The organism is Reichenbachiella agariperforans (genome assembly GCF_900142205.1).
Taxonomy (GTDB): Bacteria; Bacteroidota; Bacteroidia; order Cytophagales; family Cyclobacteriaceae; genus Reichenbachiella; species Reichenbachiella agariperforans.
In genome coordinates this window covers 754,447-778,047 of the sequence record NZ_FRAA01000001.1, presented here as the reverse complement: position 1 = coordinate 778,047, position 23,601 = coordinate 754,447, and the positions used below count along the sequence as shown (strand labels likewise).

20 protein-coding genes and 1 riboswitch are annotated in these 23,601 nt (G+C 45.1%); of the genes, 7 read left to right on the top strand and 13 right to left on the bottom strand.

The window, feature by feature from the left end; all coding sequences use genetic code 11:
• The first annotated feature begins 112 nt into the window (after positions 1 to 112).
• The 4 genes from BUB99_RS02905 (at position 113) to BUB99_RS02890 (ending at position 3,892) form a co-directional block, all read left to right on the top strand.
• Positions 113 to 712, top strand: coding sequence for a Crp/Fnr family transcriptional regulator (locus BUB99_RS02905; RefSeq protein ID WP_073119267.1), 600 nt, complete (start codon positions 113 to 115; stop codon positions 710 to 712).
• A 53-nt stretch (positions 713 to 765) separates the two neighbouring features.
• Positions 766 to 1,215 carry a DMT family transporter gene (locus BUB99_RS02900; RefSeq protein ID WP_073119265.1) on the top strand — a complete coding sequence of 150 codons (450 nt, stop codon included), beginning with the start codon at positions 766 to 768 and terminating at the stop codon, positions 1,213 to 1,215.
• Positions 1,212 to 1,958 carry a GNAT family N-acetyltransferase gene (locus BUB99_RS02895; protein ID WP_073119264.1) on the top strand — a complete coding sequence of 249 codons (747 nt, stop codon included), beginning with the start codon at positions 1,212 to 1,214 and terminating at the stop codon, positions 1,956 to 1,958. The genes BUB99_RS02900 and BUB99_RS02895 overlap by 4 nt, the downstream gene beginning before the upstream one ends.
• A gap of 881 nt (positions 1,959 to 2,839) precedes the next feature.
• A complete protein-coding gene (locus tag BUB99_RS02890) occupies positions 2,840 to 3,892 on the top strand; it encodes a S66 peptidase family protein (protein WP_073119262.1) in 1,053 nt (350 codons plus the stop codon).
• A 39-nt stretch (positions 3,893 to 3,931) separates the two neighbouring features.
• On the opposite strand, the gene metF is transcribed toward BUB99_RS02890, so the two are convergent.
• From metF to BUB99_RS02875, 3 genes are all read right to left on the bottom strand, one after another.
• A complete protein-coding gene (gene metF, locus BUB99_RS02885; protein WP_073119260.1) occupies positions 3,932 to 4,888 on the bottom strand; it encodes a methylenetetrahydrofolate reductase [NAD(P)H] in 957 nt (318 codons plus the stop codon).
• A gap of 45 nt (positions 4,889 to 4,933) precedes the next feature.
• Positions 4,934 to 7,663, bottom strand: a complete 2,730-nt coding sequence (metH, locus tag BUB99_RS02880; protein ID WP_084190314.1) for a methionine synthase — start codon at positions 7,661 to 7,663, stop codon at positions 4,934 to 4,936.
• 98 nt (positions 7,664 to 7,761) lie between these two features.
• Positions 7,762 to 8,754 carry a homocysteine S-methyltransferase family protein gene (locus tag BUB99_RS02875; RefSeq protein ID WP_073119259.1) on the bottom strand — a complete coding sequence of 331 codons (993 nt, stop codon included), beginning with the start codon at positions 8,752 to 8,754 and terminating at the stop codon, positions 7,762 to 7,764.
• 48 nt (positions 8,755 to 8,802) lie between these two features.
• Positions 8,803 to 8,925, bottom strand: a riboswitch (SAM riboswitch).
• Positions 8,926 to 9,405: 480 nt separating this feature from the next.
• Between BUB99_RS02875 and BUB99_RS02870 the strand changes: the two genes are divergently transcribed.
• Positions 9,406 to 10,473, top strand: a complete 1,068-nt coding sequence (locus BUB99_RS02870) for a ferredoxin--NADP reductase (protein WP_073119257.1) — start codon at positions 9,406 to 9,408, stop codon at positions 10,471 to 10,473.
• A 25-nt stretch (positions 10,474 to 10,498) separates the two neighbouring features.
• Here BUB99_RS02870 and BUB99_RS02865 read toward each other — a convergent pair whose 3' ends face one another.
• Genes BUB99_RS02865 through BUB99_RS02855 form a run of 3 tightly spaced genes read right to left on the bottom strand, consistent with a single transcriptional unit; the run spans position 10,499 to position 12,944 of the window.
• Positions 10,499 to 11,206: an SIMPL domain-containing protein gene (locus tag BUB99_RS02865; RefSeq protein WP_073119256.1), complete on the bottom strand. Its 708-nt coding sequence runs from the start codon at positions 11,204 to 11,206 to the stop codon at positions 10,499 to 10,501.
• Positions 11,207 to 11,257: 51 nt separating this feature from the next.
• Positions 11,258 to 12,058 (bottom strand): ABC transporter permease subunit, encoded by an 801-nt coding sequence (locus BUB99_RS02860; RefSeq protein ID WP_073119254.1) that lies wholly within the window; start codon positions 12,056 to 12,058, stop codon positions 11,258 to 11,260.
• Positions 12,051 to 12,944: an ABC transporter ATP-binding protein gene (locus BUB99_RS02855; protein WP_073119252.1), complete on the bottom strand. Its 894-nt coding sequence runs from the start codon at positions 12,942 to 12,944 to the stop codon at positions 12,051 to 12,053. The genes BUB99_RS02860 and BUB99_RS02855 overlap by 8 nt, the downstream gene beginning before the upstream one ends.
• 100 nt (positions 12,945 to 13,044) lie before the next feature.
• Here BUB99_RS02855 and BUB99_RS02850 point away from each other — a divergent pair, with 100 nt between their 5' ends.
• On the top strand, positions 13,045 to 13,752 hold the full coding sequence (locus BUB99_RS02850) for a DsbA family protein (protein ID WP_084190313.1): 708 nt from the start codon (positions 13,045 to 13,047) through the stop codon (positions 13,750 to 13,752).
• Between the two features lie 80 nt (positions 13,753 to 13,832).
• Entirely contained in the window at positions 13,833 to 14,666 is an 834-nt protein-coding gene (locus BUB99_RS02845; protein ID WP_084190312.1) for a mechanosensitive ion channel family protein, read from the top strand.
• Positions 14,667 to 14,780: 114 nt separating this feature from the next.
• On the opposite strand, the gene BUB99_RS02840 is transcribed toward BUB99_RS02845, so the two are convergent.
• The 7 genes from BUB99_RS02840 to BUB99_RS02810 all read right to left on the bottom strand — a co-directional run bounded on the left by BUB99_RS02840 (position 14,781) and on the right by BUB99_RS02810 (position 23,471).
• Positions 14,781 to 15,644, bottom strand: a complete 864-nt coding sequence (locus BUB99_RS02840; RefSeq protein WP_073119251.1) for a DUF4249 domain-containing protein — start codon at positions 15,642 to 15,644, stop codon at positions 14,781 to 14,783.
• 4 nt (positions 15,645 to 15,648) lie between these two features.
• The gene (locus tag BUB99_RS02835; RefSeq protein WP_245816783.1) at positions 15,649 to 18,243 is read right to left on the bottom strand and encodes a TonB-dependent receptor; all 2,595 of its coding nucleotides are present in this window, start codon (positions 18,241 to 18,243) and stop codon (positions 15,649 to 15,651) included.
• 81 nt (positions 18,244 to 18,324) lie between these two features.
• Positions 18,325 to 19,317 carry a FecR family protein gene (locus tag BUB99_RS02830; RefSeq protein ID WP_073119249.1) on the bottom strand — a complete coding sequence of 331 codons (993 nt, stop codon included), beginning with the start codon at positions 19,315 to 19,317 and terminating at the stop codon, positions 18,325 to 18,327.
• 132 nt (positions 19,318 to 19,449) lie between these two features.
• Positions 19,450 to 20,064, bottom strand: a complete 615-nt coding sequence (locus BUB99_RS02825; protein WP_084190311.1) for an RNA polymerase sigma-70 factor — start codon at positions 20,062 to 20,064, stop codon at positions 19,450 to 19,452.
• 599 nt (positions 20,065 to 20,663) lie between these two features.
• On the bottom strand, positions 20,664 to 20,960 hold the full coding sequence (locus BUB99_RS02820) for a hypothetical protein (protein WP_073119245.1): 297 nt from the start codon (positions 20,958 to 20,960) through the stop codon (positions 20,664 to 20,666).
• Positions 20,961 to 21,072: 112 nt separating this feature from the next.
• Positions 21,073 to 22,137 carry a cytochrome d ubiquinol oxidase subunit II gene (cydB, locus tag BUB99_RS02815; RefSeq protein WP_073119243.1) on the bottom strand — a complete coding sequence of 355 codons (1,065 nt, stop codon included), beginning with the start codon at positions 22,135 to 22,137 and terminating at the stop codon, positions 21,073 to 21,075.
• Between the two features lie 2 nt (positions 22,138 to 22,139).
• Entirely contained in the window at positions 22,140 to 23,471 is a 1,332-nt protein-coding gene (locus tag BUB99_RS02810) for a cytochrome ubiquinol oxidase subunit I (RefSeq protein WP_073119241.1), read from the bottom strand.
• Positions 23,472 to 23,601 lie beyond the last annotated feature (130 nt).

The following is a 23,601-nucleotide window of genomic DNA, read 5'->3' as shown; positions in this document are numbered from 1 at the left end:
ACGCTAAGTTTTATTAACCTCGTTTTAATTAGAAGTGGTTGATTTCCTCACCAGCGACTACTAATCTTGTACCTTAGTATACACATAGGTATACAAGATAGCATACGTACAGATGGAAACTGTAGAGGAGAAATACATTTTAGCACTCAAGGATGCTTTTAACAGCTATTCTAAGTTATCAGAAGAGTCATGGTCACGCATTCGGGAGATCATACGATTTCAATCCGTCAAAAAGGGAGAAACCATCCTCAGCGCTGGGCAGACGGCCAAGAATATTCACTTCATCTGCAAGGGTATCATGCGAACCTTTGCCGCAGATAGCCAAGGTAATATTTACACCAAAAATATCTTTCTAGAGCATAGCTTTCCTGCCTCCAAGGTGTCGTTACTCCTGCAGGCGCCTTCCTACATCGCCATAGATGCTTTAGAGGATGCTGTATTGATCAATTTTAACTTCGGGGCTTATAAGCAGTTGATGGAGGAGAATGAAGACATTAAGCGCTTTTACATCGCCTATATCGAGCAGAACTGGATCATAGACAAGGAGCAACGAGAGATTTCCATCGTCATGGAAAATGCCAGTGAGCGGTATTTGAAACTGCTCGAAAAACATCCTCTGTTGGATAAGCGCATTGCGCAGCATCATATCGCCTCCCACCTCGGGATCACTCCTACACAACTCAGTAGAATTAGAAAAGCACTAAAAAAGTAGCGACATCAACCTATGTAAATGCAATTGGTGATTGAATCCCTCATCATTGCAGCATGAATCAATATACATTATCACTTTTAGCCTGTGTTGGAGGGGTGTTTTTAGCGGCCCAAGGTGGCTTGAATGCGCATTTGGGCGTATTGCTCAAGCACCCGTTGTTGGCCTCCGTGGTGGCCTTTTTGAGTAGTAGTATTTTTGCGATAGTCATGGTGCTGTGTAGCGTCAGGACATTCCCTACCGTCCATCAACTGAAAGATGTACCCGTTTATTTATGGTGTACAGGAGGTTTTTTTAGTGTGGTGGGGATCAGCTTGTATTATTACACGATCCCTAAACTAGGCGTATCGACCATGATCTCTTTTGGGCTGTGTGGACAATTGCTCTTCGCCGTGGTGGCAGGGCATTTTGGATGGCTCAATCTACCCGTCGAACCCATGACCCTCCAACGAATAGCGGGTGTGCTAGCCATGATAGGAGGGATCTTTTTAATCAATTGGACATGAAAAACAAGACTAAGATAATCTATCAAAATATACATAACCTGACTTCTTTGTGGACAGAGGCGGGACGTTTCAAAAGCAGCTTTGTTTCTTCGTCAAGGTTCAATTATGTAGCATGTGACGATTTGCAGTGGCCCAATCGACTGTGGTTTCATGATGATTTGGATCAGGAATCACTAGAGCTAGCCAAAGAACATGTTTTCGCTGAATCCCCCAATCTCATTGTGCCCTATTGGGATATCTATGGCAGTGATTCGGAGCAACTATTAACGCAAAATGGCTTTGTCAAACTTTTTGAGCAAACGGGGATGTCTCTGAAACTGCATGAGCCCTATGAAGAACAAATCGATTTGAAAATCACGCGGGTCTCGACGAGAGAAGAGGCGATCACATGGAGCAAGCTCTTTTTCGCTGCTTTTGGGTATGAAATCCACCCTGATTTAATCATGCATACGCATGTTGAGATCAATTACTACATCGCCCACTATCAAACCCAAGCCATAGGTACGGCGATCACTTATCAGACCGGAGAGGTGACAGGAATCCATGCCATGGGCATAGCACCAGCGGGTAGGCGAAAGGGATTAGCAAACCAACTGATGAACCAGTTGCTCCACCTCGCTACAGAGGACAAGAGCCAATACGTCACACTGCAAGCCTCTGAGATGGGCAAAGGGCTCTATCTCAAACTAGGCTTTGCAGAGGAGTTCAAAATCAAAAACTACCGCTTGACAGATGACGGGTAGGGGCATCTATTGTTTAGGTCTCTGCCACAGAGAAAAAGCTTGATGAAATATGCAATGAATGGGCGTCCATATGATCCTATTAGGCACAACCTTTATGGGTGACAGCAGGGGCGTGTATGAACCACCTGTCTTGTGGCTTGACACTACAGGTGGTTCTACCATTTAGATATATATCTAAATATAAAAAGATATATATGTAAAGTAAAAAAGATATATATCTAAATCAATTTAGATATATATCAAAAGTATATCAAGTAAGGTGATTCGATGTGCTTAGTACTGTAGTGTCGACTTTACCCTGCCTTTGCTGGTGGGAGGGTATAGCGGAGGAGAGGAGAGTAGGATACCATTTGGAGGACAAAACACTGCAGGATCATCTTCTGATGTGCTTTTTTAGAACGTTCCGATTTCCCTGCATATGGGCATAAGATGGTAGGCTGTGTTGACGAAGTGGAGCATTGCGTATATAGCTGCGCTAGAGGCTACGTTGGTTTGACGGGGTACTCGCCATTTTAAAATGCCAACTAGATGAGCATGCTTTGTTTTAGGCGCTACTACTTAGCCATTATTTTTGCTCTTTCCGCTTAAAAACTGGACTCAGTTTTGTATCTGATCATGGAGAAGATTGTCTAGGCAGTGTTCGTTAACATAATCTCTTTTAAAAGTCCCGTTAAAAGCCGCTTCTGTTTGATTGTGGAGAGTAGGTAGGTGTAATACCGTCTTCTATCTGCCATGGTATCCTTTTTCTTATGTTTAGTAAGATGCTGCTTAGCACATTGATTATTGCTTTTTCACCCTCTTCTTTTTAACGATTAACTACTGAATTGCATAATTCAGGTTAAAATTACAGGTAGAACCAAAAGGACAATATCCAAAATCGTATGAATCGAAGAAAGTTTATAGGGCGTTCTGCAGTGTTGGCTGGAGCGAGTGTGTTGCCTTACCAAAGTGTAGAAGCCAGGTCTCAGCAGGGTGAGTTGCCCATCATTAAGCCTAAAGCCTTGGCAGTGGGGGATACCGTTGGATTGGTCACGCCAGGGAGTGCTTTAGTCGGGGATGCGGAAGCTAAGGCTGAAGCCAACATGAAGGCACTAGGCTTTAAGGTCGTCAAATCTAAGAACTACAATGTGAGAACGGGTTTTGTTGCGGGGACTGATCAGCAACGTGTCGATGACCTTCATGAGATGTTTGGCAATCCTGACGTGGACGGTATAGTCTGTGCGCGTGGCGGATATGGAACGGGTAGACTGTTACAGATGCTTGATTATGATTTGATCAAAAGGAATCCTAAGGTCTTGTTGGGGTTTAGTGATATTACAGCGTTGCATTACGCCATCTATCAACAGACCGGTTTGGTGTGTTTTCATGGGCCAGTAGCTTCTTCTGAATTTTCTATCCATACCACTACCGATGCGCAGCGGGTATTGATGGCGGGTGATCGTGCGGTCATCAAGCGACCACTGACTTGGGAAGAAAAGTCAGCCGAATCCTACCAGTACATGCGTTTGGTAGATGGAGTAGCGAAGGGGCAGCTGATAGGAGGGAATCTGAGTATCGTATGTTCCATGCTGGGCACGCCGTATGATGTGGACTACACAAACAAAATCGTCTTTCTGGAAGAGGTAGGAGAGTCCCTTTATCACGTGGATCGGATGTTGACCCAGTTGCTGAACAGTGGTAAGCTGGATGCGTGTGCTGGCGTGGTATTAGGCGTGTTTGCGAGCTGCAGGGCTAAATCTGGTGGAGTAGATGATGATCACTACGTGACGCTCACCAAAGTGCTAATGGATCGTTTGGGCGAGTTGAACGTGCCAGTGATTTATGGGCTACCGATTGGACATATCGATGACAATAGTACACTTCCAATAGGAATAGAAGCGAAGATGGATTCAAAAAAAGGTACACTGACCTTGCTAGAGACTGCGGTCTGCTAGTAGATCGATGTACCTTTCATGAGGAGCTAGTGTTTTATGCTAAAAAACTGCCTCAGCTATTTTTTGGACACTCGTTGATTTGCCCATCGAGTAATAGTGGAGTACAGGTACACCTCGCTCCATGAGCTCTTTGGATTGTTTGATACCCCATTCTATCCCTATTTCTTTTGCTTGTTTATTGTCCTTGCATTGCTGCAGTGCTTCACTTAGTTCTACAGGCAGGTCGATGTGAAAAATACTCGGTAGTATGGTGGATTGGGCTTTCGTAGCAATGGGCTTAAGCCCTGGGATAATTGGTACATTGATCCCCATCTCACGGCAATGATCTACAAACTCAAAGTATTTCTCATTGTCAAAGAACATCTGAGTCACGATGTATTCTGCACCCGCTTCTACTTTCTGTTTCAAGAAGTCAAGATCCATTTCTAGGTTGGGTGCTTCGAAGTGTTTCTCAGGATAACCCGCTACACCAATACAAAAATCAGTCGGTGTAGGATCGTCCAAACTGTCGTCAAGGTAGACTCCTTTGTTGAGTCCATCGACCTGATGTAGTAGGTCGATCGCATAGTTGTTGCCATCTTTCTGAGGGATGAATTTCCCTTCGGATTTGATAGCGTCTCCACGTAGCAAAAGGACATTGTCTATCCCCAAGAAATCTAGATCGATTAGCGCGTTTTCGGTTTCTTCCTTAGAGAAACCACCACATATGATATGCGGCACTGGATCTACATCATAGCGATGACGGATCGCTGCACAGATGCCTACTGTGCCTGGACGCTTGCGGGTTGTTTTCTTTTCTAGTAGCCCGCTCGGATGCTTTTTGTAGACGTATTCTTCTCGGTGGTAGGTCACGTCGATAAACGGTGGATTGAACTCCATCAAAGGATCGAGGTGATTGAATATGGTCTGTACGTTTTCGCCTTTTTTGGGAGGGATGATCTCAAGTGAAAAGAGTGTCTTCCCGTTGGCGTTTTTAATATGTTCGGTAACCTTCATAGGTTGTTTGTTAATCGTTATTCTTTAATAGGTAATAGGGCAAAACTAGGCATCATAAGCGAGATTTGGCGACAGCCATTTTTCTGCTTCCTCTAGCGTCATCCCTTTTCTCGCGGCATAGTCTTTTACTTGATCTTTTTCGATTTTCCCCAATCCGAAGTATTTCGAATGCTCGTTGGCGAAATAGAATCCACTCACGGATGAAGCTGGGTACATGGCGTTAGACTCAGTCAGGATGATACCTGTTTCTTTTTCTGCATTGAGCAGATCAAATAGAATAGGCTTTTCGGTATGGTCTGGACAGGCAGGGTAGCCAGGTGCAGGACGTATGCCTTTGTATTTTTCTGAGATCAGCGCATCGTTTTCGAGCGATTCATCTGGGGCATAGGCCCACAGTTCTTTTCTGACTTTGGCGTGCATCAGTTCGGCAAATGCCTCTGCCAATCGATCCGCTACAGCTTTGATCATGATGACATTGTAGTCGTCATGATCTTTCTCGAACTGCTCGATGAGTTTTTCGATCCCGATACCTGTGGTGACGGCAAAGCCCCCCATGTAATCTTGGCGACCTGAAGCTTTCGGCGCTACAAAATCAGCCAGCGATAGATTGGCGATGTTCTTTCCTTTCTTCCCTTGCTGACGCAAAAAGTGGAAAGTGGTGACTGCTTTTCCTTCGCGATCTGATATTTCTATGTCATCTCCGTTTGTGTTGATCGCTGGGTAGATACCGATCACGCCGTTGGCCTGTAGGCTTCTTTTGGCGATCACATCATCGAGCATCTTGTTGGCATCTTCGTAGAGCTTGGTTGCCTCGGTACCGATCACCTCGTCTTGTAGGATTTTAGGATACTTGCCTTTGAGCATCCACGTCTGGAAGAAGGGTGTCCAGTCGATGAACTTTCTGATTTCTTCTAATGGATAGTTGTTGAAGGTCTTGTTGCCGATGAACTTGGGCTCGGTGATAGGAGTGGTCTCCCAGTCAATCTGAAAGTGATTGGCTTTCGCCTCTGGCCACTTGATGTAGTTTTTATCCTTGGTCCTCCCCGCATGATTTTCTCGTGCTTCGAGGTATTCTTGTTTGGTTTTGGCGACAAAGGCCTCTTTCTTTCCGCTAAGGAGATCACCTGCGACAGGTACACTCCGTGACGCATCGAGGACGTGGATCACCGGGCCACTATAGCACGGGTCTACTTTGACAGCTGTGTGAATACGCGAAGTAGTCGCACCACCGATCAGTAATGGGTAGCTAGCGCCCTCTTTTTCGAGGAGCTTCGCAAAATCAACCATTTCGTCTAGTGACGGAGTGATGAGTCCACTTAGGCCTATGATGTCTGCATTGACTTCTTTGGCTTTGGCGAGGATCTTTTCGTTGGGGACCATGACGCCCATGTCTATGATCTCGTAGTTGTTGCAGGCCATGACTACTCCGACGATGTTTTTGCCAATATCGTGTACATCGCCTTTGACAGTAGCGAGTAGGACAGTCCCGGCATTTTTAGCATCGCCTTCTGCTTTTTCTGCTTCGAGGTAGGGAGTCAAATAGGCCACTGCCTTTTTCATAACTCTGGCACTTTTGACTACTTGAGGCAAGAACATTTTTCCTTCGCCGAACAGGTCGCCTACGACATTCATGCCGTCCATGAGTGGACCTTCGATGACGTGTAGGGGCTTGTCTAGCGACTGGCGAGCTTCTTCGGTATCCTCATCGATGAATTCCACGATTCCTTTGACAAGGGCGTGTTCGATTCTTTTGCCCACTGGCAAAGAACGCCATTCGTCGTTTTTCTTTTCTTTCTTTTCTGCACCGATAAAGGACTCTGCAAAGTCTAATAAACGCTCCGTCGCGTCATCTCTGCGGTCAAGTAATACGTCCTCGACATGTTCTAGCAGATCTTTCGGGATGTCGTCGTATATCTCCAACATGGCAGGGTTAACGATCCCCATGTCCATGCCTTGACCGATGGCGTGATAGAGAAATGCAGAATGCATGGCTTCACGTACGGGGTTGTTGCCTCGAAAAGAGAACGAGACATTACTCACCCCACCGCTGACGTGTGCAGCAGGGAGGTTTTCTCTTACCCAACGTGTCGCTTTAAAGAAGTCCATGGCGTTTTGCCTGTGCTCTTCCATCCCTGTAGCGACAGGGAAGATGTTGAGGTCAAAGATGATGTCTTCTGGCTTGAAATTAATCTTTGGACCAACCATCAGTTCATAAGATCGCTTGACGATCTCGACGCGACGCTCATAGTTGTCGGCTTGTCCATCTTCGTCAAAGGCCATGACGATTACGGCTGCTCCGTACTGCTTGACAAGTTTGGCCTGTCGGATGAATTCTTCTTCGCCGACCTTGAGACTGATAGAGTTGACTACAGACTTACCTTGGGTACATTTTAGTCCCGCTTCGATGATTTCCCACTTGGACGAATCAATCATGACCGGTACTCGTGCAATATCTGGCTCAGAAGCCATCAGGTTGAGGAAGTTGGTCATGGTTTCAGCTCCTTCGAGCATCCCTTCATCCATGTTTACATCGATGATCTGCGCGCCTCCTTCGACTTGGTTGCGTGCTACAGCGAGTGCTTCTTCGAATTTCTCTTCTTTGATGAGACGAAGAAACATCCTAGAGCCTGTTACATTGGTACGCTCGCCGACGTTGATGAAGTTCATGTCAGGTGTAACGACTAGGGGTTCTAATCCGCTGAGTTTCATCGGCTCGTATTCGTGCCACTTGTATTGGTACTTGCCAGGGTAATCGGGATGAATGATTAAGTCCATATATTTTTATTTAGTCGATGGTCTTTGGGTGTCCCCAATGCCATGGATTTATTCTTTTTTTTGAAACGGCTCTAGGTTTTGACTAAAGAGCTGGGTTATCACTGAGTTAGTAGTCTCGGTTCATATTTAGCAGCCAGTTCTGCGATGGCCTTGATGTGCTCAGGAGTCGTGCCACAGCAGCCTCCGATGATGTTGATCAGTCCATCGTCGAGGAACTCTTTGATCTGATCGACCATGTCCTCAGGCGTTTCATCATACTCTCCAAACTCGTTGGGTAGTCCGGCGTTAGGGTGTGCGCTGATGTTGAAGGTTGACTTACTTGATAGCGTACTGAGGTAAGGTTTCAATTCTCTCGCACCGAGTGCACAGTTGAGACCTACACTGAGGAGGTCTAAGTGTGATACAGAGATCAAAAAGGCCTCTGTGTTTTGGCCTGATAGGATTCTACCACTTGCATCAGTGATTGTACCTGATACCATGATCGGTATCTTGATGCCGCGCGCTTCGGCTATGCGGTCGATAGCCATCAGTGCTGCTTTGGAGTTGAGGGTGTCGGTGATGGTTTCCACGAGTAGGAGGTCTGCACCTCCGTCAAGTAGAGCCTTGGCCTGCTCGGTAAATGCCTCCAACAATTGATCGTAAGTGATGGCTCTAAACCCTGGATTATTTACGTCTGGAGACATAGATGCCAGCCGGTTGGTAGGTCCCATAGATCCTACGACAAAGCGTGGTTTGCTGGGGTCTTTGGCTGTGAATTCATCGGTTACTTCTTTGGCGATTTTGGCAGATTCGTAGTTGATACGGTAGACCCAGTCTTCTAGCTGATAATCAGCCTGTGCCACCCATGTACTCCCAAAGGTGTTGGTCTCTATGATGTCTGCACCAGCTTCGAGATAGGCAGAGCAGATGGCTTTGATGATGTCTGGCCGGGTGATGGATAGCAAATCATTGTTGCCTTTGAGAGGGACGGGATGATCTTTTAGTTCTTCGTTTCTGAAGTCTTTTTCTTCCAATTGATACCGCTGAATCATGGTCCCCATGGCTCCATCCAATATCAATATTCTGCTCTTGAGAATATCTCTAATGTTCATATCTATAGTTTAATCAACTACTTACCTAGAAAAATATCGTTCGATGAATACCTATCTTATATCCAGATATTCGCATCTAGAATGGGAGTTGGCACAACATCCAATATTGCGGCTATGGATATGTTGCCAAGATGTCTTCGGGCCCAGTCCCTCGATCTTTCTTGATAAGTGCTGCAAAGATAGGGCTTTTTGATAGAGTATCAAGGCAATGAGCTAAAAGCCCAAAGGTGTTTTGGTGCAGTTTAGTGAGGTTGATGAATTGTCCCTTTGTTTTGGGAGAATTCGTAATTCGTGGTGCAATTCAGCGCTGGTTTTTGAGGAATTTTATTTTATGACAAAAAGCAGGCTGTTGTCTGTTTATATCTCTTCTTTCCAGACCTGCCCACGGTTACCTTTGTATTCAATAGATGATCGAAAAAGTCATTAAAGTATACCGAACTATTCACTTAAACTTTTCATTATGGATAAAGCCAAAACTAAAATTGTTATCATGTTAATAGCTTACACAGTTGTCATGTTGGCCTTTATGCAAGTGTAAGATTTGTTCAAATGACATGAGGGAAATTCACCAATGAAGGTGAGGATCGGTTCTTATTCTAATGATAAATGATTATCCTTAGTGTAGGAATCGATCTTTTTATATAGAAAGAAATGGAGAAGATATCAAAGTTGAAAGTGGAACGTGTGGTACAAGAGACCCATGATGCAATAACTGTTTTTTTCAAACAACCGCTGTTCTGGAAGCTGAAGTATTCGGCAGGACAGTACTTGACTGCTCTAGTGGAAATAGGTGGTCAGATGGAGCGCAGGTGTTTTTCTCTCAATAGTGCTCCAGGTATAGAGGAAGAATTGAGTATCACGGTCAAGAGGTTGAACGATGGAGATGTGTCTAGCCAATTGTTTGAGACGGTCAAGGTAGGAAATAGGATCAAAGTGCTGCATCCGCAGGGAGAATTCACTGTTACTCCTGATCCTGAGAACAAACGCCATATACTTTTGTTTGGAGGGGGGAGTGGAATCGCACCACTCATGTCTATTCTAAAGACTGTTTTAAATCTGGAACCAAAGAGTATTGTCTCGTTGTTTTATGGTAATCGCGACGAAGAGTCTATTATCTACAATGAGGAACTGAAGGATCTCAAGTTTGATTTTAAGGATCGATTGAATCTGGTACATATTCTGGAAGATCCTGGGACAAAGCAGTCCTATCGAAAGGGCCGAGTAGAACGAGGGCAAGTCCCTGAGTTGCTAAAACTTGTCCCTAAATTCCCTTTTGGACATACCTATTGTTATATCTGCGGCCCCTCTGGTATGATGATAGAAGCAGAGGCAGGTTTGCTCATGTCTGGAGTGCCTCGTTCTAATATTTTTATTGAACGCTATAGCCAGCAGGTATCCATACATGAGGTACGGGCTAAGGGGGCTTTGGTTCAGAATCGAGATATTCGACTGATTCATGGAGGTGCCACGAATATGATTACGGTAAAAGCCAACCGAAGTATCTTAAATGCAGCATTGGATGAGGGGCTGGATCTGCCCTATGTCTGCAAAGATGGTATCTGCGGGGGCTGCAAGGCAGTATGTGAATCTGGCGAAGTGTATATGCCAAAAGATCATGTCCTAGACGAGTCAGAAGTCGCCCAAAACATGATCTTATCTTGTGTCAGTTATCCGGTCACCAACAATGTAGTAGTACGGATACTGGATGATCCCAAGTGATGCTATAGAATCATAGAATTCAGATTTAAGACTTCTTTACGATAATGTAAGTAACGGAGACTTGATCTGTGACCACCATGTCTGAGGGTTGGTAGCTGGAGGTGTTGCTGTCTGCCATGCTTCTCACCATATCAAACTCCATTGTTTTGGCCATGGGTTGTGCATTGTTTGCATAATGACTGATCTCCTTTACCCCTTTGATTTCATAGCCTGCTTGTAGAGACAGTATTTCCGCTTGTTCGAGTGCGTCTTTCATTGCTGCTTTGAGGAGTACGGTTCTGGTGAGTTCTTTTTGTGCCTCTGATAACTCGAAGGAAATCGAGAGGTTTGGTGCAGACGCTTTTGCTGTCGTGGTGTTGAGCACATTCAGAAGTTTTTTGACATCATAGGCGAATTTGACAACTAGGGTTTGACTCGCGATGTATTCTTCACCACTGACTTTTCCTTGGTTGTAGATTTTGCTTTCTCGGATGTTGAACTGTGACGTTTTGATTTCCTCTTCTTTAAAGCCCGATTTTTTGAGTTGACCGATGAGACTGTTGACTCTCGTATTCATGGTTTCTACAGCAGTGTCATAGTTCTTTTCATTGGCAGAGATTCGGTAGGTGAACACGGCTATTTGCGGATTGGTCGCTACTTCTGATTGACCTGTTACCTGTATGATTGATTCGGTTTGTGCCTGAGCCATCAGCCCGATGCTGAGACACAGGAGGGTAGTGAGTATATGTTTCATGATAATGTGTTTTTATTATGTGAGTTTAAACGTAAGAACCGTTCCTAAATGTTACCAGTCTCTTTTGGTGAGCAATAAGTATGAAATACCAATGAATGCTAAAATCCACGCTACAGCATAGTTCAATTCTGTCATACTGATATAGGTTTGGACTTCTTCTGGGTTGAGCAGGTTGATAGGGCTTTGGATCAGGTTATCCAGTGCATTAATAGGGAGCAGCTGTATCAATAGCCCCTCTCCATCTAGAAATACCCAGCCAAAGAACGGTTCGAAAATGATGCTGTAAGCCAAGACAAACATGACGCTCATGACTGATTTTTTGATCCAAAAAGAAGCAGCCATCGCAAAGCACAAGTAACCGAAAATCTCGATGAAGTATGCCCCCACAAAACTGAGTTTAGAAAAAATAAGCTCGGTCTGGTTCTCAGAGTATTGGAATCCAAAATATAGACTAATCAGGAATAGTGCGATAGTAGCTATCGTCGCGAGGGCAGTGATCAGGATGAGTTTGGATACTAGAAAACGTGCTGGGCTCAACCCATCAATGATGTTTTGGCGCAGGGTACGAAACGTCACTTCGTTGCTAATATTAAAGATGATAATAACGGCGAGTAGCAGACGTACAAATGACCCAATATAGCTCATGTTGTGCCAGATGCCAGGGAACTCATAGATCGTGATCTGCGGAAAATCCTGAATCTCCTGATTGGAAGTGAACTCATAACTAGCATTCATCAGGATGGATCCTGTAGATAGTATGACGTAGGTAGCACCTATGTAGATCAGTAGCAGTATCCAAAAGGTCATGTTGGATTTGTTTTTGATCCATTCGAGTTTGATGAGATTAAGCATGACTGGCGAGTATTTTTAAAAATTCTTGTTCTAGGTTTCCTTGTTTGCGCAGGATGTGTGTGGGCGTGATGTGGTGCTCCTGCAGGTGCTGCATAATATAGCTGGTAGAGACCTCATGCTCGACTTCTAGTCGGTAGAACGAGCCGTCACGATTGATTGCCAGGACACCTTTGATGTTGCGGAGTACCTCTTCGAGTTGTGTCATATCGTCAGCACCTACCTCTATGGTGATTTTCTCTCCTTCGATCTGCTGTATGCTGCCTTGGTGGAGGAGTTTACCTTCTTTGAGTATCCCAAAATGACTACAGACCTTTTGTACCTCAGAGAGCAAGTGGCTGGCTAGGACGATGGTCTTGCCTGAGTCGGCGATTTTTTGGATAATCTCACGAATCTCTACGATGCCCGCTGGGTCGAGACCATTGGTCGGTTCGTCGAGGATAAGGACTTCTGGGTCTGCGAGGAGTGCCGACGCGATAGCGAGGCGTTGCTTCATCCCGAGCGAGTAGGTCTGGAATTTGTCGTGCTTTCGCGGGAGAAGTCCGACGGTTTCTAGAACGATGTTGATACGGTCATCGCTACAGTTTTTGATTTGAGCGACAGCTTTTAGGTTCTCCACCGCTGTGAGATAGGGGTAGAAACTGGGTTGTTCTAGGATAGCGCCTATCTTTTGTCTAGATGTAGCGCTGGGTTGCTGGCCAAACCAAGAGAACTCGCCTGCGCTGGGTTGGAGTACGCCTAGGATCATCGCTAAGGTAGTAGTCTTGCCACTGCCGTTGGGGCCGAGCAGACCGAACACCTGTCCGGAACTGATCTCTAGGCTCAGTTGGTTGACCGCAGTTCTAGAACCAAAATGTTTTGTGAGATTTTTTGTCTGAAGAATGGACATCTATGCGTTTTTTACGTTTAGTTGTTGTGTTAGCTAAATTATTACAAGCGCAAGGAACAATTCATGGTTTGAATTGATTAAATCTAAAAAAGGAGGAATAATGAGTGAATTGAAGTGTGAAGATGGTGTCTGCGAGGTGCCTTCTCAAACAACAAACCCATCAGCTACTATAATTCAAAACCCAATAGATAAGCCCAAACTGTTATATTTTGGCGACCCGATGTGTTCGTGGTGTTGGGGTGTAGCCAATCATTTGGATGCTCTGATAGAGGAGTTTAGCGATAAACTGTCGTTCGAGTTGGTCTTGGGAGGTTTGCGTCCAGGTGGTGGAGAAGAGTGGAATGAGGAGTTTAGAAACATGCTCCGTACACACTGGGAGCATGTACATGAAGCCTCCGGTCAGCCTTTTGATTATAGTTTTTTCGAGAGGGATGCTTTTGAGTATGATACAGAGCCTCCCGCTCGTGCAGTGAGAGTGGTGCGAGATATCGCACCAGACAAGGAGTGGGAGTTTTATAAGTTACTACAGGAGATGTTCTACGCTGAGAACCAAAATATACTGGATCCAGTGGTTTTGGAACGCGCCTGTACCGAACTAGAAATAGACTACTTGGCATTTGAGCCACTGTTTGAATCAGAGGGGTACAAGCGACTGGTTTATCAGGATTTTATCCGCTCACAGCAGTTGGGGGTGCGTGGCTTTCCTGCCATCGTGATCCAAAAAGGAGAAGAATATATCGCCGTGACTATGGGCTATTCGGATTTGGAAACCATGAAACAACGAACGGTTCAGATATTGGCGGATTGATTTTGCCAGTGATCGAAAAAAGGTAGAAATTACAGAGGCTCTTAGGAGTCTCTTTTTTTTGAACCAAAACAATCTACAATATGGATATTGAAAATATGGATGTAGAAAAATCCATTTCACAACTATACGAATTAGGTGTGAATTATGCGCCTAAGTTAGTGGGTGCTATTCTTGTATTGATCATCGGATCATGGGTGATCAAAGCTCTAGTGTCTGCTTTATCCTCTCTCATGGACAAGCGTGACTTGGATCCGTCATTAAAAACCTTTATCAAGAGTTTTTTACGTATCGTTTTACGGATTATGCTGATTATCAGTGTGCTCGGTATGGTGGGAGTGGAAATGACTTCTTTCATTGCACTGTTAGGTGCAGCGGGTGTTGCCATTGGTCTGGCACTGTCGGGTACCTTGCAGAATTTTGCAGGGGGAGTCATGATTTTGCTATTCAAACCATATAGAGTGGGAGACTTTATCGATGCGCAAGGCTACATGGGTACAGTCAAGGAGATTCAGATCTTCAATACCATCCTAAAGACGCCAGATAATAAAACGATCATCATCCCCAACGGTGGACTAGCTACTGGCTCGATGACCAATTTCTCTACTGAGCCTCGTCGTAGGATTGATTTTGCCTATGGGATAGGGTATGGTGATAGCGTAGACAAGGGCCGTGAGGTGCTCCTCGGGCTAGCGAATGCGGATACCCGTATTATCCAAGAAGAAGGTCTTGCACCGCAGGTGATGCTGGACTCACTCGGCGATAGCTCGGTCAACCTGAAGCTGCGTGTCTGGGTAGAGTCAGGTGACTATTGGAACGTTTTTTTTGAAATGAACGAAAACGTCTACAATTCATTCAATGCACAGGGACTCAATATTCCATTCCCACAAATGGATGTGCATGTGCATAATAAGTAAGGGGTATTTAGATTTTTACAATAGACAACTGTCTAAAACCATGGTGCATCGATCCATGGTAGTTTAGTAAAGACCTTAGCTGCTAGCTATTTACCTAGCAGCTAAGGTCTTTTTTTATAGAGTAGTGTCTTCTTCAGACTCCTCTACGGGAACAATTACCCTGTGAGCTCCTCCAATCATGAAATAACCCACAGCTCCATTGCTAATGTTGGTGCGTAGGTTGGCAGGAGGGCCTGCAAATGGATCGACATCTCCGAAAGCTTCTGCCTCTAAGTCGTAAATAAAGAGGGTTGCCTCCTTACTAATGGAATAGATCTCAAGGACAGCTTCATCATGAAGAAAGAAAGGTCTATCTGACGAAGTGACGCTCACATCCAGTTGATATTCTCCATCAAAAAAGCGATCATGTGTGGTGTCACCATTGCTGATACTGTCTCCGGCAAGGGATCCCTTTAGATAATCTACGAGGTAGTATCCGTCACCTAAGCCTAGAGAGTCTTGGAAACTGAAGGTGATCCGATAAGTATCCTCATCGTAGGTCTCGTCATCAAATATGCTTTCGAAATCCACTATTTCTGCAAAGGGGTTTTCGATCTGTGGGCATACACGCATCTGTTCTCTCGCGGTGTAGGTCTCTCCATCTAGGAGGATAGTGAGTGTGTAGTAGTTGCCTAGTCTTGGTTGCCAATCCTCGGATAGGTAGTATTTGCCATCTTCTTGCTGAACCAGCTGTATATCTTCTACTTCATCATTTAGGGTTACTATGGCATCAGTGACATGATCTATCTCTTGTTCACCGAGGTAGTTGACCGTACGGCTCAGTTCTATGTACTGTGGTTCGTCCAGGTCTGTGATCCACGCCTCTACGGCCAGTTTGGGATTCTCCGCATTCAAGTCTAAATCTATTCTGTCGTAGAAACATGACGTCATGGTACATGCCAGTGCTAGTGCTATGATTGTGTTTTTGATATTGCTCATGGGATTAAAATCTAACGTTGTAGGTTAATGAAGGAATGATTCCGAATATGGCACTCTTTTCTGCATAGGTTACGGTAGGGTTGTCTGCTTCTTGTTTGAAACTGATCGTGAAGGCATTTTTCCTATTGTATAGGTTGTAGACACTAAATACCCATTCTGATTGAAACCGTCTGTTATCATTCTTTTTACTCTTCAAAGTCACAGATGCATCCAATCTATGGTAATCGGGTAGACGCTCACCGTTTCGTTCGGAGTAGACAGGTACTGCAGCACCACCGTAGTAGTAGCGACCGGTTGGGAAGGTCACTGCGCCCCCTGTAGAGTAGACAAAGCTACCACCTATGGATATGTAGGGCGTGATATCGTACACACCTACGATAGAGAGATCATGCGGTTTGTCAAATTTGGCATTGTACCAGTTGCCCTCGTTGATCGTGGGTATCTTCTTCTCCGCTTTGGATAGCGTATAGCCTATCCAACCAGTCAACTTGCCTACATTTTTTCGGAGCAAAAACTCTACACCATAGGCTCTCGCATCTCCAACTCTGAGTTCGCCTTCCAGGTTTTCGTTGAAGAGCAATTCTGCGTGATCCTTAAAATCAATAGAGTTTTGGAGGTCTTTGTAGTATACCTCGATGGATGCCTCGTAGGTGTTTTGCTTGAAGTTTTTGAAGTAGCCTATGGAGAATTGGTCTGCCAACTGTGGTTTGATCTGCTCTGTGCTCGAAAACCAAATATCGAAGGGAGAGGAGAAGTTACCGTTAGAGGCCAACTGTATATATTGTGATGTACGGTTGTAGCTCGCCTTAAACGAGCTAGAGCTGTTGATTTGATAGCGAGCAGCTATCCGCGGCTCAAGGTTCCAGTAGCTGTTGTAGGCGCCTTTGTTATGCTGTACCGTATCCGAGATCTCGTAGTTTTCATCAAGGGTATAGACTTCCTGAGGTCCTACGTTTTGAAAATTGGAGAGTCTGAGTCCATAGTCCAGTTTGATTTTTTTGCTGACGACCTGTTCATTGCTGATATATGCTGCCGACTCATAGGACTTGTTCTTTTGAAGATTGTGCGTGTCTTTGGTACCATCTGCTTCGTAGGTTTCGATATTGCCTGGAGCGATGGCGTGCTGTATGGTCTGTATACCAAATTTCAATGTGTTGTTGGGGTTTAGATAGGCGCCAAAGTCCAATTTTACACTATGTTCTTGCAAATCAGAATCCCATAGAAACTCGGAGACTTCTTGATCGAACTTGAGGGCATAGTCATAGTTACTATAGTAGTAGGTCAAGTTAGAAAAAAGCCGAGGACTGAAGAGGTGGTTCCATCTCATCATGGCAGTAGAGTTTCCCCAGTCTACATTGATATTCATATCACTACCGATATCCGTAGCGATGACATCTCTACCAAAATAACCTGATGCAAACAATCGGTTGTTGTCATTGATACGGTAGTTGGCTTTGGCGTTGAGATCATAGAAATAGAACTGCTGACTACTGTTTATTTCCTTGCCTTGTACCCAATTGGACACTTTGGCAAAGGTGTCTAGGTAGGATCTCCTGCCTGCGACCATGATAGAGCCTTTAGGTGTAATAGGACCTTCCACACCTAGTCGAGTCATCATGGTGCCGATACCTCCTGCTGCTGTCCATCGTTTTGAGTTTCCATCTTTCATCCGAATGTCTAGCACAGAGGACAGACGCCCACCGTATTGTGCGGGGATGGCTCCTTTATAGAGCTTCATGTCCTTGACCGCTTCAGGGTTAAATGCCGAAAAGAAACCCAAGAGGTGCGAGGCGTTGTAGATAGGCGCCTCGTCTAGTAGGACTAGGTTTTGATCGACATTGCCCCCTCGTACATAGAAGCCTGACCCCCCTTCACCGACTACTTTGACACCTGGGAGTAGTTGGATCGTCTTGATGATGTCTACCTCACCGAATAGCGCAGGTAGTTTTTTTGCCACATCGATACTCACCTCATCAGCTCCCATTTCGGTAGAGGTGATATTGATATCCTCTTCTCTGCTGGCTAATACGACGACCTCTTCCAAAACTTCTTCATTCTCTGATAGTTCGAATTTTTGCGTTTGGTTGGAGGAGAGATCAATGGTGACAACCTGTTCTTGGAAGCCCACGAAACTACAACTAACCTGATAGGTTCCCTCTGGTAGAGTCAGTGAATAGAAGCCATAGACGTTGGTCACCACACCGAGGGTTTGTCCTACGATCCGTATGGTCGCACCTATTAGATCTTCTCCAGTCTGTGCGTCGGACACTTGTCCACTTAGCGTGTATTTGGTTGGATTAACTGTGCGTGACGTCTTCTCTTTTTTCAGAATGAGAATTTGTTTTCCGACGATTTGATAGTCTGTACCTGTCGCATCAGCTATGGCATCCATGACCTCAGTTATATCCAGTTTTTCTGTATAGGACAGCTTGACAGTACGCTGCATGTCCAGCGTACTTTCTTCGTAGGCTACATTCATGTCCGTGTTTGCGATGAGCTCATGTAGTACAGTACCTACTGTCTGGCGTGAGCGGTCTATAGAGACAGTAAGCTGTCCTATATCATCTGCTTGGCTCAGGGCTATGTGGCTTAGACTCATACCCAGTAGGCATAAGCACATACTGATGACTCTAACGGATAGTGTTAATTGATTATTCGATTTGAAAAACATGCGATAGTGTTATTTTTTGGCTAGTGTGATGGTATTATTTTGTTGTGTTTTTTGGAGACCGTACAGATTGCAGATCACTTGTATGGATTCTTCGGCTGTCATTCTTTCGAAGGTTGCGGTTAGTCTTTTGCTTAATATGTCTTCATCTGTGATGATGATTTCTAGATCATAGTAGTCACTAAGCATTTTTTGAACATAGTCTAGGTCGTTATTTTCGAAGAGAAGAATACCAGATTTCCAGGCTAGGAAGTTGGGGTCCATACTGGTTTTGACTGGTAGAAGTGTATGAGAAGTCAAGATTGCATGTTCATTCTTGACTAGCTCTATGCTTTGGTCGGGTTTCTTCAGTGTCGAGTAGGCTACTTTTCCGCTGGCCACCGTTAGACTCTCATTCCTTAGGTCTCCATGAGAGTTGATATTAAACGAAGTGCCAAGTACTTGGATCTGTGCGTGGTTGGTCTTGACAATGAAAGGTTTTTGTTCGTCCCGAGTGACCTCAAAGAAAGCTTCTCCGTCTAGGGTAACCTCTCTCGTCTCTCCACTGAAATCTCCATAAGAAATCGTTGTGTGCTTGTTGAGCCATACATGTGTACTGTCAGGAAGGTAAGTGGAGTCTGTGAAATTAGTCGTCTCAAAGTGTGTTTGGCCAGTGAGTAGGTCTGTGTTATGCCGCAGAACTGTCCATGCCAGACCTAGCGTTACTGCTAACATAGCGGCCACTTTGTAGATCCATGCATAGCTTGTGTGCTGGCGCTGCGGTGTATCGATCTGAGATAGGATGCCCTGCCAGACTTGCGCTGAGTCAGACTGGATGTGCTGTAGAAACTCCGCATCTCTCAGCTTGCTATCCGCACTCTTTGTTTGCCATAGCACTTTGGCTTGTTCGTATTGGGTCTGGTTGGTCTCGCTTTTATCGAGCCAATCCTGCCACTCTTGTTGTTCTGAGGGAGTCAGTTCTCCTTTAAGTTGTTTGGCGATCAGTTGCCAATGATGATCCTGCATGGGGTCAATAGTATATGGTTTTCATATATCAGTAACCTGATCAGGAGACTACCCTAGTGAAAAGGTGAAAAAAGAGTCAAGATTTTTATAACCAAGAGCCTAGAAGCAAGATTCAAGACATTGATAAGTAAACTATAGGAATAGCATCGCAAATAATAGAGTGAAAAAACCCATGCTGGTAAGGTTCCTTTTGAGTGTTTTTAGGGCTTTGCCCATGTGGTATTCTACCGTTTTGAGGGAGATGTCTAGGTGCTGAGCGATCTCTTGATAGGAGAGCTCGTCTTCTCGACTCATCAGGAAGACTGCTTTGGTCTTGTCTGGTAGAGCGGAGAGAGCTAGTGCTATGCCTTCCTTGAGATCGGATGAGTGTATGGCCATGTCTGCTGTGTGGCTGGAAGCTGGATCAGTTAGATGATCGATCTCTATGGTTTCTTGGTTCATGCCTCGTTTGAAATAGGTGTAGCAGCGGTAGCGTACCGCTTGGACGAGATAGGGTCTGAAACTCCCTTCTATATGGAAGCTGCCTCGTTTGTTCCAGATGGAGATAAATACATCCTGAGTGAGCTCTTCGGAGACTTCTTTGTTTTTGGTCAGGGTATAAGCGCAGCGTATCATAGCAGCAAAGTGCTCGTCAAACAATTGGTTGAGTGCATGGACTTCTCCATTGTTTAATTCGTCAATGAGTTTTGATTCAGCAGCGGTAGGCATGCCGCGAAGATATAAGAAGGTAGTCGTATTGTTGTCCATTGTGACATTAACAGTTGTTTACATTATTTATAATGTAGAATAGAAAGGGGAAGGTGTAACGGGAATGAAGGGACTATTATTTTTCGTAGGAGGGGTATGGTTGTCTTTTGTCGTGTATTGGAGATTTCGAAATGAGTTATGATGGGGGCAATTACAGTGATATAGGATTTGTATCAGGACAAGGAACAATATCACACATGTAAGTCTACCAGTGTGAATGCGAGAGTCACGCAGAACGAGTCTATTTTCGGTTGAGACAGGAGGATTATGATGGAGTCTTTGAATATAGTCCTGTAGTCAGAGTTGATCGAAGGGATGTAGGTAGTCCATATTTGATTTATCCTAATCCTACCACTGGAGGTGTTACTTGGCAAGGATTTGTTGGTGGGTGTTGAATGTGACTGTATTCTCTTTGAGCGGCAATCAAGTTTGTGTAGTATCAGAGACTACTGAAGGGGTGCAGGTTCAGATCAGCCAGTGTCTGCAGTATCAGGTCAACGGAAAGTATATTATGCAGTTTCAAAGTCCTACCGATCGTTACCAAACCTTGTTGATTAAGGGTTAACTCTGATAATAATGTCGTTAGATGGTTAGGTTGCCTACTGGTTCATCTTTTTTTTGATCCCAAAAGCGATCACTATGACTAGGCATCCACCTAAAAAAGAAACCACGAGATTGAGTGTCAATAGCCCCGTATGAACTGTCCCGCTAGCCATGATCGATAAGGGGTCAAAGCCCAGTCTACCCAGCGACTTGATCAGGAAGATACTGCCAAATACCCCAGCGATGCTATTGCCCGTCAGTCCAAAGTCGTAGCGAGGCATTAAGTAGCACAGCGAATGTGCGCCGATGATGCCACAGATGATGCTGAGTAGTGAGATAGAGGTCTCTGTCATAGGAGAGTTGGAAAGTAATAAGGTTGAAAGTGACACATGGCAAGCAATGGTGTAGGCAGATACCTGTCAAGGATAGGTCTCTGATGGCTAATGCTTGTAGATTCCTTTGTGATCAATGTCCATAGTCCATGTCATCGATTTTTCCTCCCAGTAGTTTCTTTTGGACGATGGTGTATACGGCCAATAGGATGATCCCGATGATCATCCAGCCCGCGGCGACTGATAGCCCATAGGCTGAAGTAGTCGTGTTGTAGATGGTGAGCGAGTCATTGAGTGTATTGGTAGAAGGTAGGATCACGGGAAATATAGAGGCCAAAGAGGAAGTAATACCCCCTACGATGATCATCGACGAGCTGCAGAATTTCCACCAGTAGGTAGGAGCGAAGAATTGCCCTGCGATCCCTGCCAGATACAGTAGTGGAAATATCAGAAACATAGGGTTGTCAGCGAAGTTGCCAAAGGGGCGTGGGTTGATGACATGCCATACTGCTAATGAGAATATGGTGAGTGCAATCAGTACCCAGGTCAGGCGTGAGACGATGCTTTTGAGTTTCTCGTTGATAGACGAGTTGGTCTTGAGACGTATCCAGTTCGCACCATGTATCGCCAGCGTGACCACAGCAATGATGCCGATGATAATAGTGAACCAGTCGATCACACCAGGGTGTGTACCAGAGGGACTAAAGCTGCTGTTCCATAATGGGAGAAAAAAGTAGTGTGCTTCGTAGGTCGAGACGCCATTCTCTACTCCGCCGAGGTTGACACCACGGACGATATTACCTAGTCCTACACCGAAGAACAGCGCCATGAGTAGACTCGATATCCCGAAGGATTTGTCCCAGATGCTCTTCCATATCGGGTAGTCGAATTGCCCTCGCAGTTCTAGCCCAATCGCTCGAAAGATAATGAACCATAGTACGAGAATCAGCGGTAAATAAAAACCACTGAAAACCGAGGCATAGAATGTAGGAAATGCCATGAAGAGCAGTCCGCCTCCTGCGACGAGCCACACCTCATTCGAATCCCAAAATAGTCCCGCTGCTTTGGCTATTACTACCTTGTCTTTTTCTTCTTTGGCAAAGAATAGATGTATAATACCCGTCCCGAAATCATACCCATCGAGTATGAAAAAAATTGAAAGAACGATCGCAATGATGATATACCAGAAAATCTCCATGATTAGTGTTTTATAGGTTTAGGACCAGCGTGGATCGCTTTTCCGACGAGGAGTAAAAATAGGAGACCGAGCAGCATATACAGCCCGACAAAACCTAGCAAGGTAAACAGCGTGTTGCCAGAGGATACAGTAGGAGAAATCCCCTCTACGGTTCGTAAGAGTCCGTAGACGAGATAGGGTTGCCTACCTAGTTCTGCAACGTACCACCCAGTGATATTGGCGATATATGGAAAAGGGAATAAGAACATGATCACCCAGAGTAGCGGTGCAAAACTGTAAAGTTTTTTGCGCCATAGGAGAAAGGCGGCTAGAGCCATCACACCTATGAATATAGTACCCAGTCCGACCATCATATGGTAGGAGTAGTAGAGTGCGGGGATATTGTCGGGGAGTTCTTCCTTGTCGAACTCCTCCATGCCTTTGATCTCTTTGTCCCACTCTTGATAGGTGAGGAAACTGAGAATGTTAGGGACGGCTATTTTGTTGTCGAGTTTCTTTTCTACCATATTCGGTTGACCTATGAGAACGATCTCCGCACCACCTTCTTCGGTCTCGAAGATTCCTTCCATAGCAGCAAAGGCTGCGGGTTGATATTTGACGACATTCTTGGCATTCCAGTCGCCAGTAGGAAAGGCGACTAACAGACTTGATGTCAGTCCGAATATGACGCCTGTCTTGAGGAATAGTTTGCCGTATTCTTCTTCTGTTTTACTGAGTAGGTAGAATGCTCCGATACTCGCTACGACGAAGGATGAGGTCACGACAGAGGCCATCTGGTTGTGCAGAAAGGCTGGCAATAGCCAAGGATTGCTAAACAGTGCAGAGAAGTTTTCAAGAACGAACTTGCCATTGGCGAGCACCTCATAGCCTACGGGGTGTTGCATCCATGCATTGGTCGCAAGGATGAAGTAGCCACTTGCCCAAGACCCTAAGAAGACGAGAAAGCCTGTCAGTAAGTGTAGTTTTTGTCCCATCAGTTTCTCTCCGAAAATGAATAATGCCAAAAAAGAAGATTCTAGGAAGAAGGAGAAAGTTCCTTCCATAGCAAGTGTCTGTCCGATGATGCCTCCAGTCAGCTCGGAGAACTTGGCCCAGTTAGTCCCGAACTGAAACTCCATCGGGATGCCTGTTACGACTCCCATGGTGAAATTGATGGCGAAGATTTTCATAAAGAAGCGTGCTGCGTCGTTGTATTGTTCGGTCTTGGTACGCAGATACTGCCACTTGAAGTAGACGATGATGAGAGATAGCCCCATGGTCAACTGAGGAAATAGGTAGTGAAAAGTGATAGTGAATGCAAATTGCAGCCTATCGTAAAATATCATGTCTTCCATGGGCGGGAGGGTATAGGTGATGATTGGGTGAGGTATCCGTGTGCTGGATTTGGATGTTTTGAGTGTGGTGATTGGGACAAAGTGAATTCGGATTTATTGTGTTTTCTGAAGCTAAATGAGGAGCTTCTAA

What these genes read in the sequence shown, in the direction of transcription:
- metH (WP_084190314.1), bottom strand. Translation starts at nt 7,663, where the DNA reads ATGGACTTAATCATTCATCCCGATTACCCTGGCAAGTACCAATACAAG.
- metF (WP_073119260.1), bottom strand. Translation starts at nt 4,888, where the DNA reads ATGAAGGTTACCGAACATATTAAAAACGCCAACGGGAAGACACTCTTT.
- BUB99_RS02835 (WP_245816783.1), bottom strand. Translation starts at nt 18,243, where the DNA reads ATGAGTCTAAGCCACATAGCCCTGAGCCAAGCAGATGATATAGGACAG.
- BUB99_RS02865 (WP_073119256.1), bottom strand. Translation starts at nt 11,206, where the DNA reads ATGAAACATATACTCACTACCCTCCTGTGTCTCAGCATCGGGCTGATG.
- cydB (WP_073119243.1), bottom strand. Translation starts at nt 22,137, where the DNA reads ATGGAGATTTTCTGGTATATCATCATTGCGATCGTTCTTTCAATTTTT.
- BUB99_RS02820 (WP_073119245.1), bottom strand. Translation starts at nt 20,960, where the DNA reads ATGACAGAGACCTCTATCTCACTACTCAGCATCATCTGTGGCATCATC.
- BUB99_RS02890 (WP_073119262.1), top strand. Translation starts at nt 2,840, where the DNA reads ATGAATCGAAGAAAGTTTATAGGGCGTTCTGCAGTGTTGGCTGGAGCG.
- BUB99_RS02905 (WP_073119267.1), top strand. Translation starts at nt 113, where the DNA reads ATGGAAACTGTAGAGGAGAAATACATTTTAGCACTCAAGGATGCTTTT.
- BUB99_RS02840 (WP_073119251.1), bottom strand. Translation starts at nt 15,644, where the DNA reads ATGAGCAATATCAAAAACACAATCATAGCACTAGCACTGGCATGTACC.
- BUB99_RS02870 (WP_073119257.1), top strand. Translation starts at nt 9,406, where the DNA reads ATGGAGAAGATATCAAAGTTGAAAGTGGAACGTGTGGTACAAGAGACC.
- BUB99_RS02845 (WP_084190312.1), top strand. Translation starts at nt 13,833, where the DNA reads ATGGATATTGAAAATATGGATGTAGAAAAATCCATTTCACAACTATAC.
- BUB99_RS02825 (WP_084190311.1), bottom strand. Translation starts at nt 20,064, where the DNA reads ATGGACAACAATACGACTACCTTCTTATATCTTCGCGGCATGCCTACC.
- BUB99_RS02855 (WP_073119252.1), bottom strand. Translation starts at nt 12,944, where the DNA reads ATGTCCATTCTTCAGACAAAAAATCTCACAAAACATTTTGGTTCTAGA.
- BUB99_RS02895 (WP_073119264.1), top strand. Translation starts at nt 1,212, where the DNA reads ATGAAAAACAAGACTAAGATAATCTATCAAAATATACATAACCTGACT.
- BUB99_RS02900 (WP_073119265.1), top strand. Translation starts at nt 766, where the DNA reads ATGAATCAATATACATTATCACTTTTAGCCTGTGTTGGAGGGGTGTTT.
- BUB99_RS02850 (WP_084190313.1), top strand. Translation starts at nt 13,045, where the DNA reads ATGAGTGAATTGAAGTGTGAAGATGGTGTCTGCGAGGTGCCTTCTCAA.
- BUB99_RS02860 (WP_073119254.1), bottom strand. Translation starts at nt 12,058, where the DNA reads ATGCTTAATCTCATCAAACTCGAATGGATCAAAAACAAATCCAACATG.
- BUB99_RS02830 (WP_073119249.1), bottom strand. Translation starts at nt 19,317, where the DNA reads ATGCAGGATCATCATTGGCAACTGATCGCCAAACAACTTAAAGGAGAA.
- BUB99_RS02875 (WP_073119259.1), bottom strand. Translation starts at nt 8,754, where the DNA reads ATGAACATTAGAGATATTCTCAAGAGCAGAATATTGATATTGGATGGA.
- BUB99_RS02810 (WP_073119241.1), bottom strand. Translation starts at nt 23,471, where the DNA reads ATGGAAGACATGATATTTTACGATAGGCTGCAATTTGCATTCACTATC.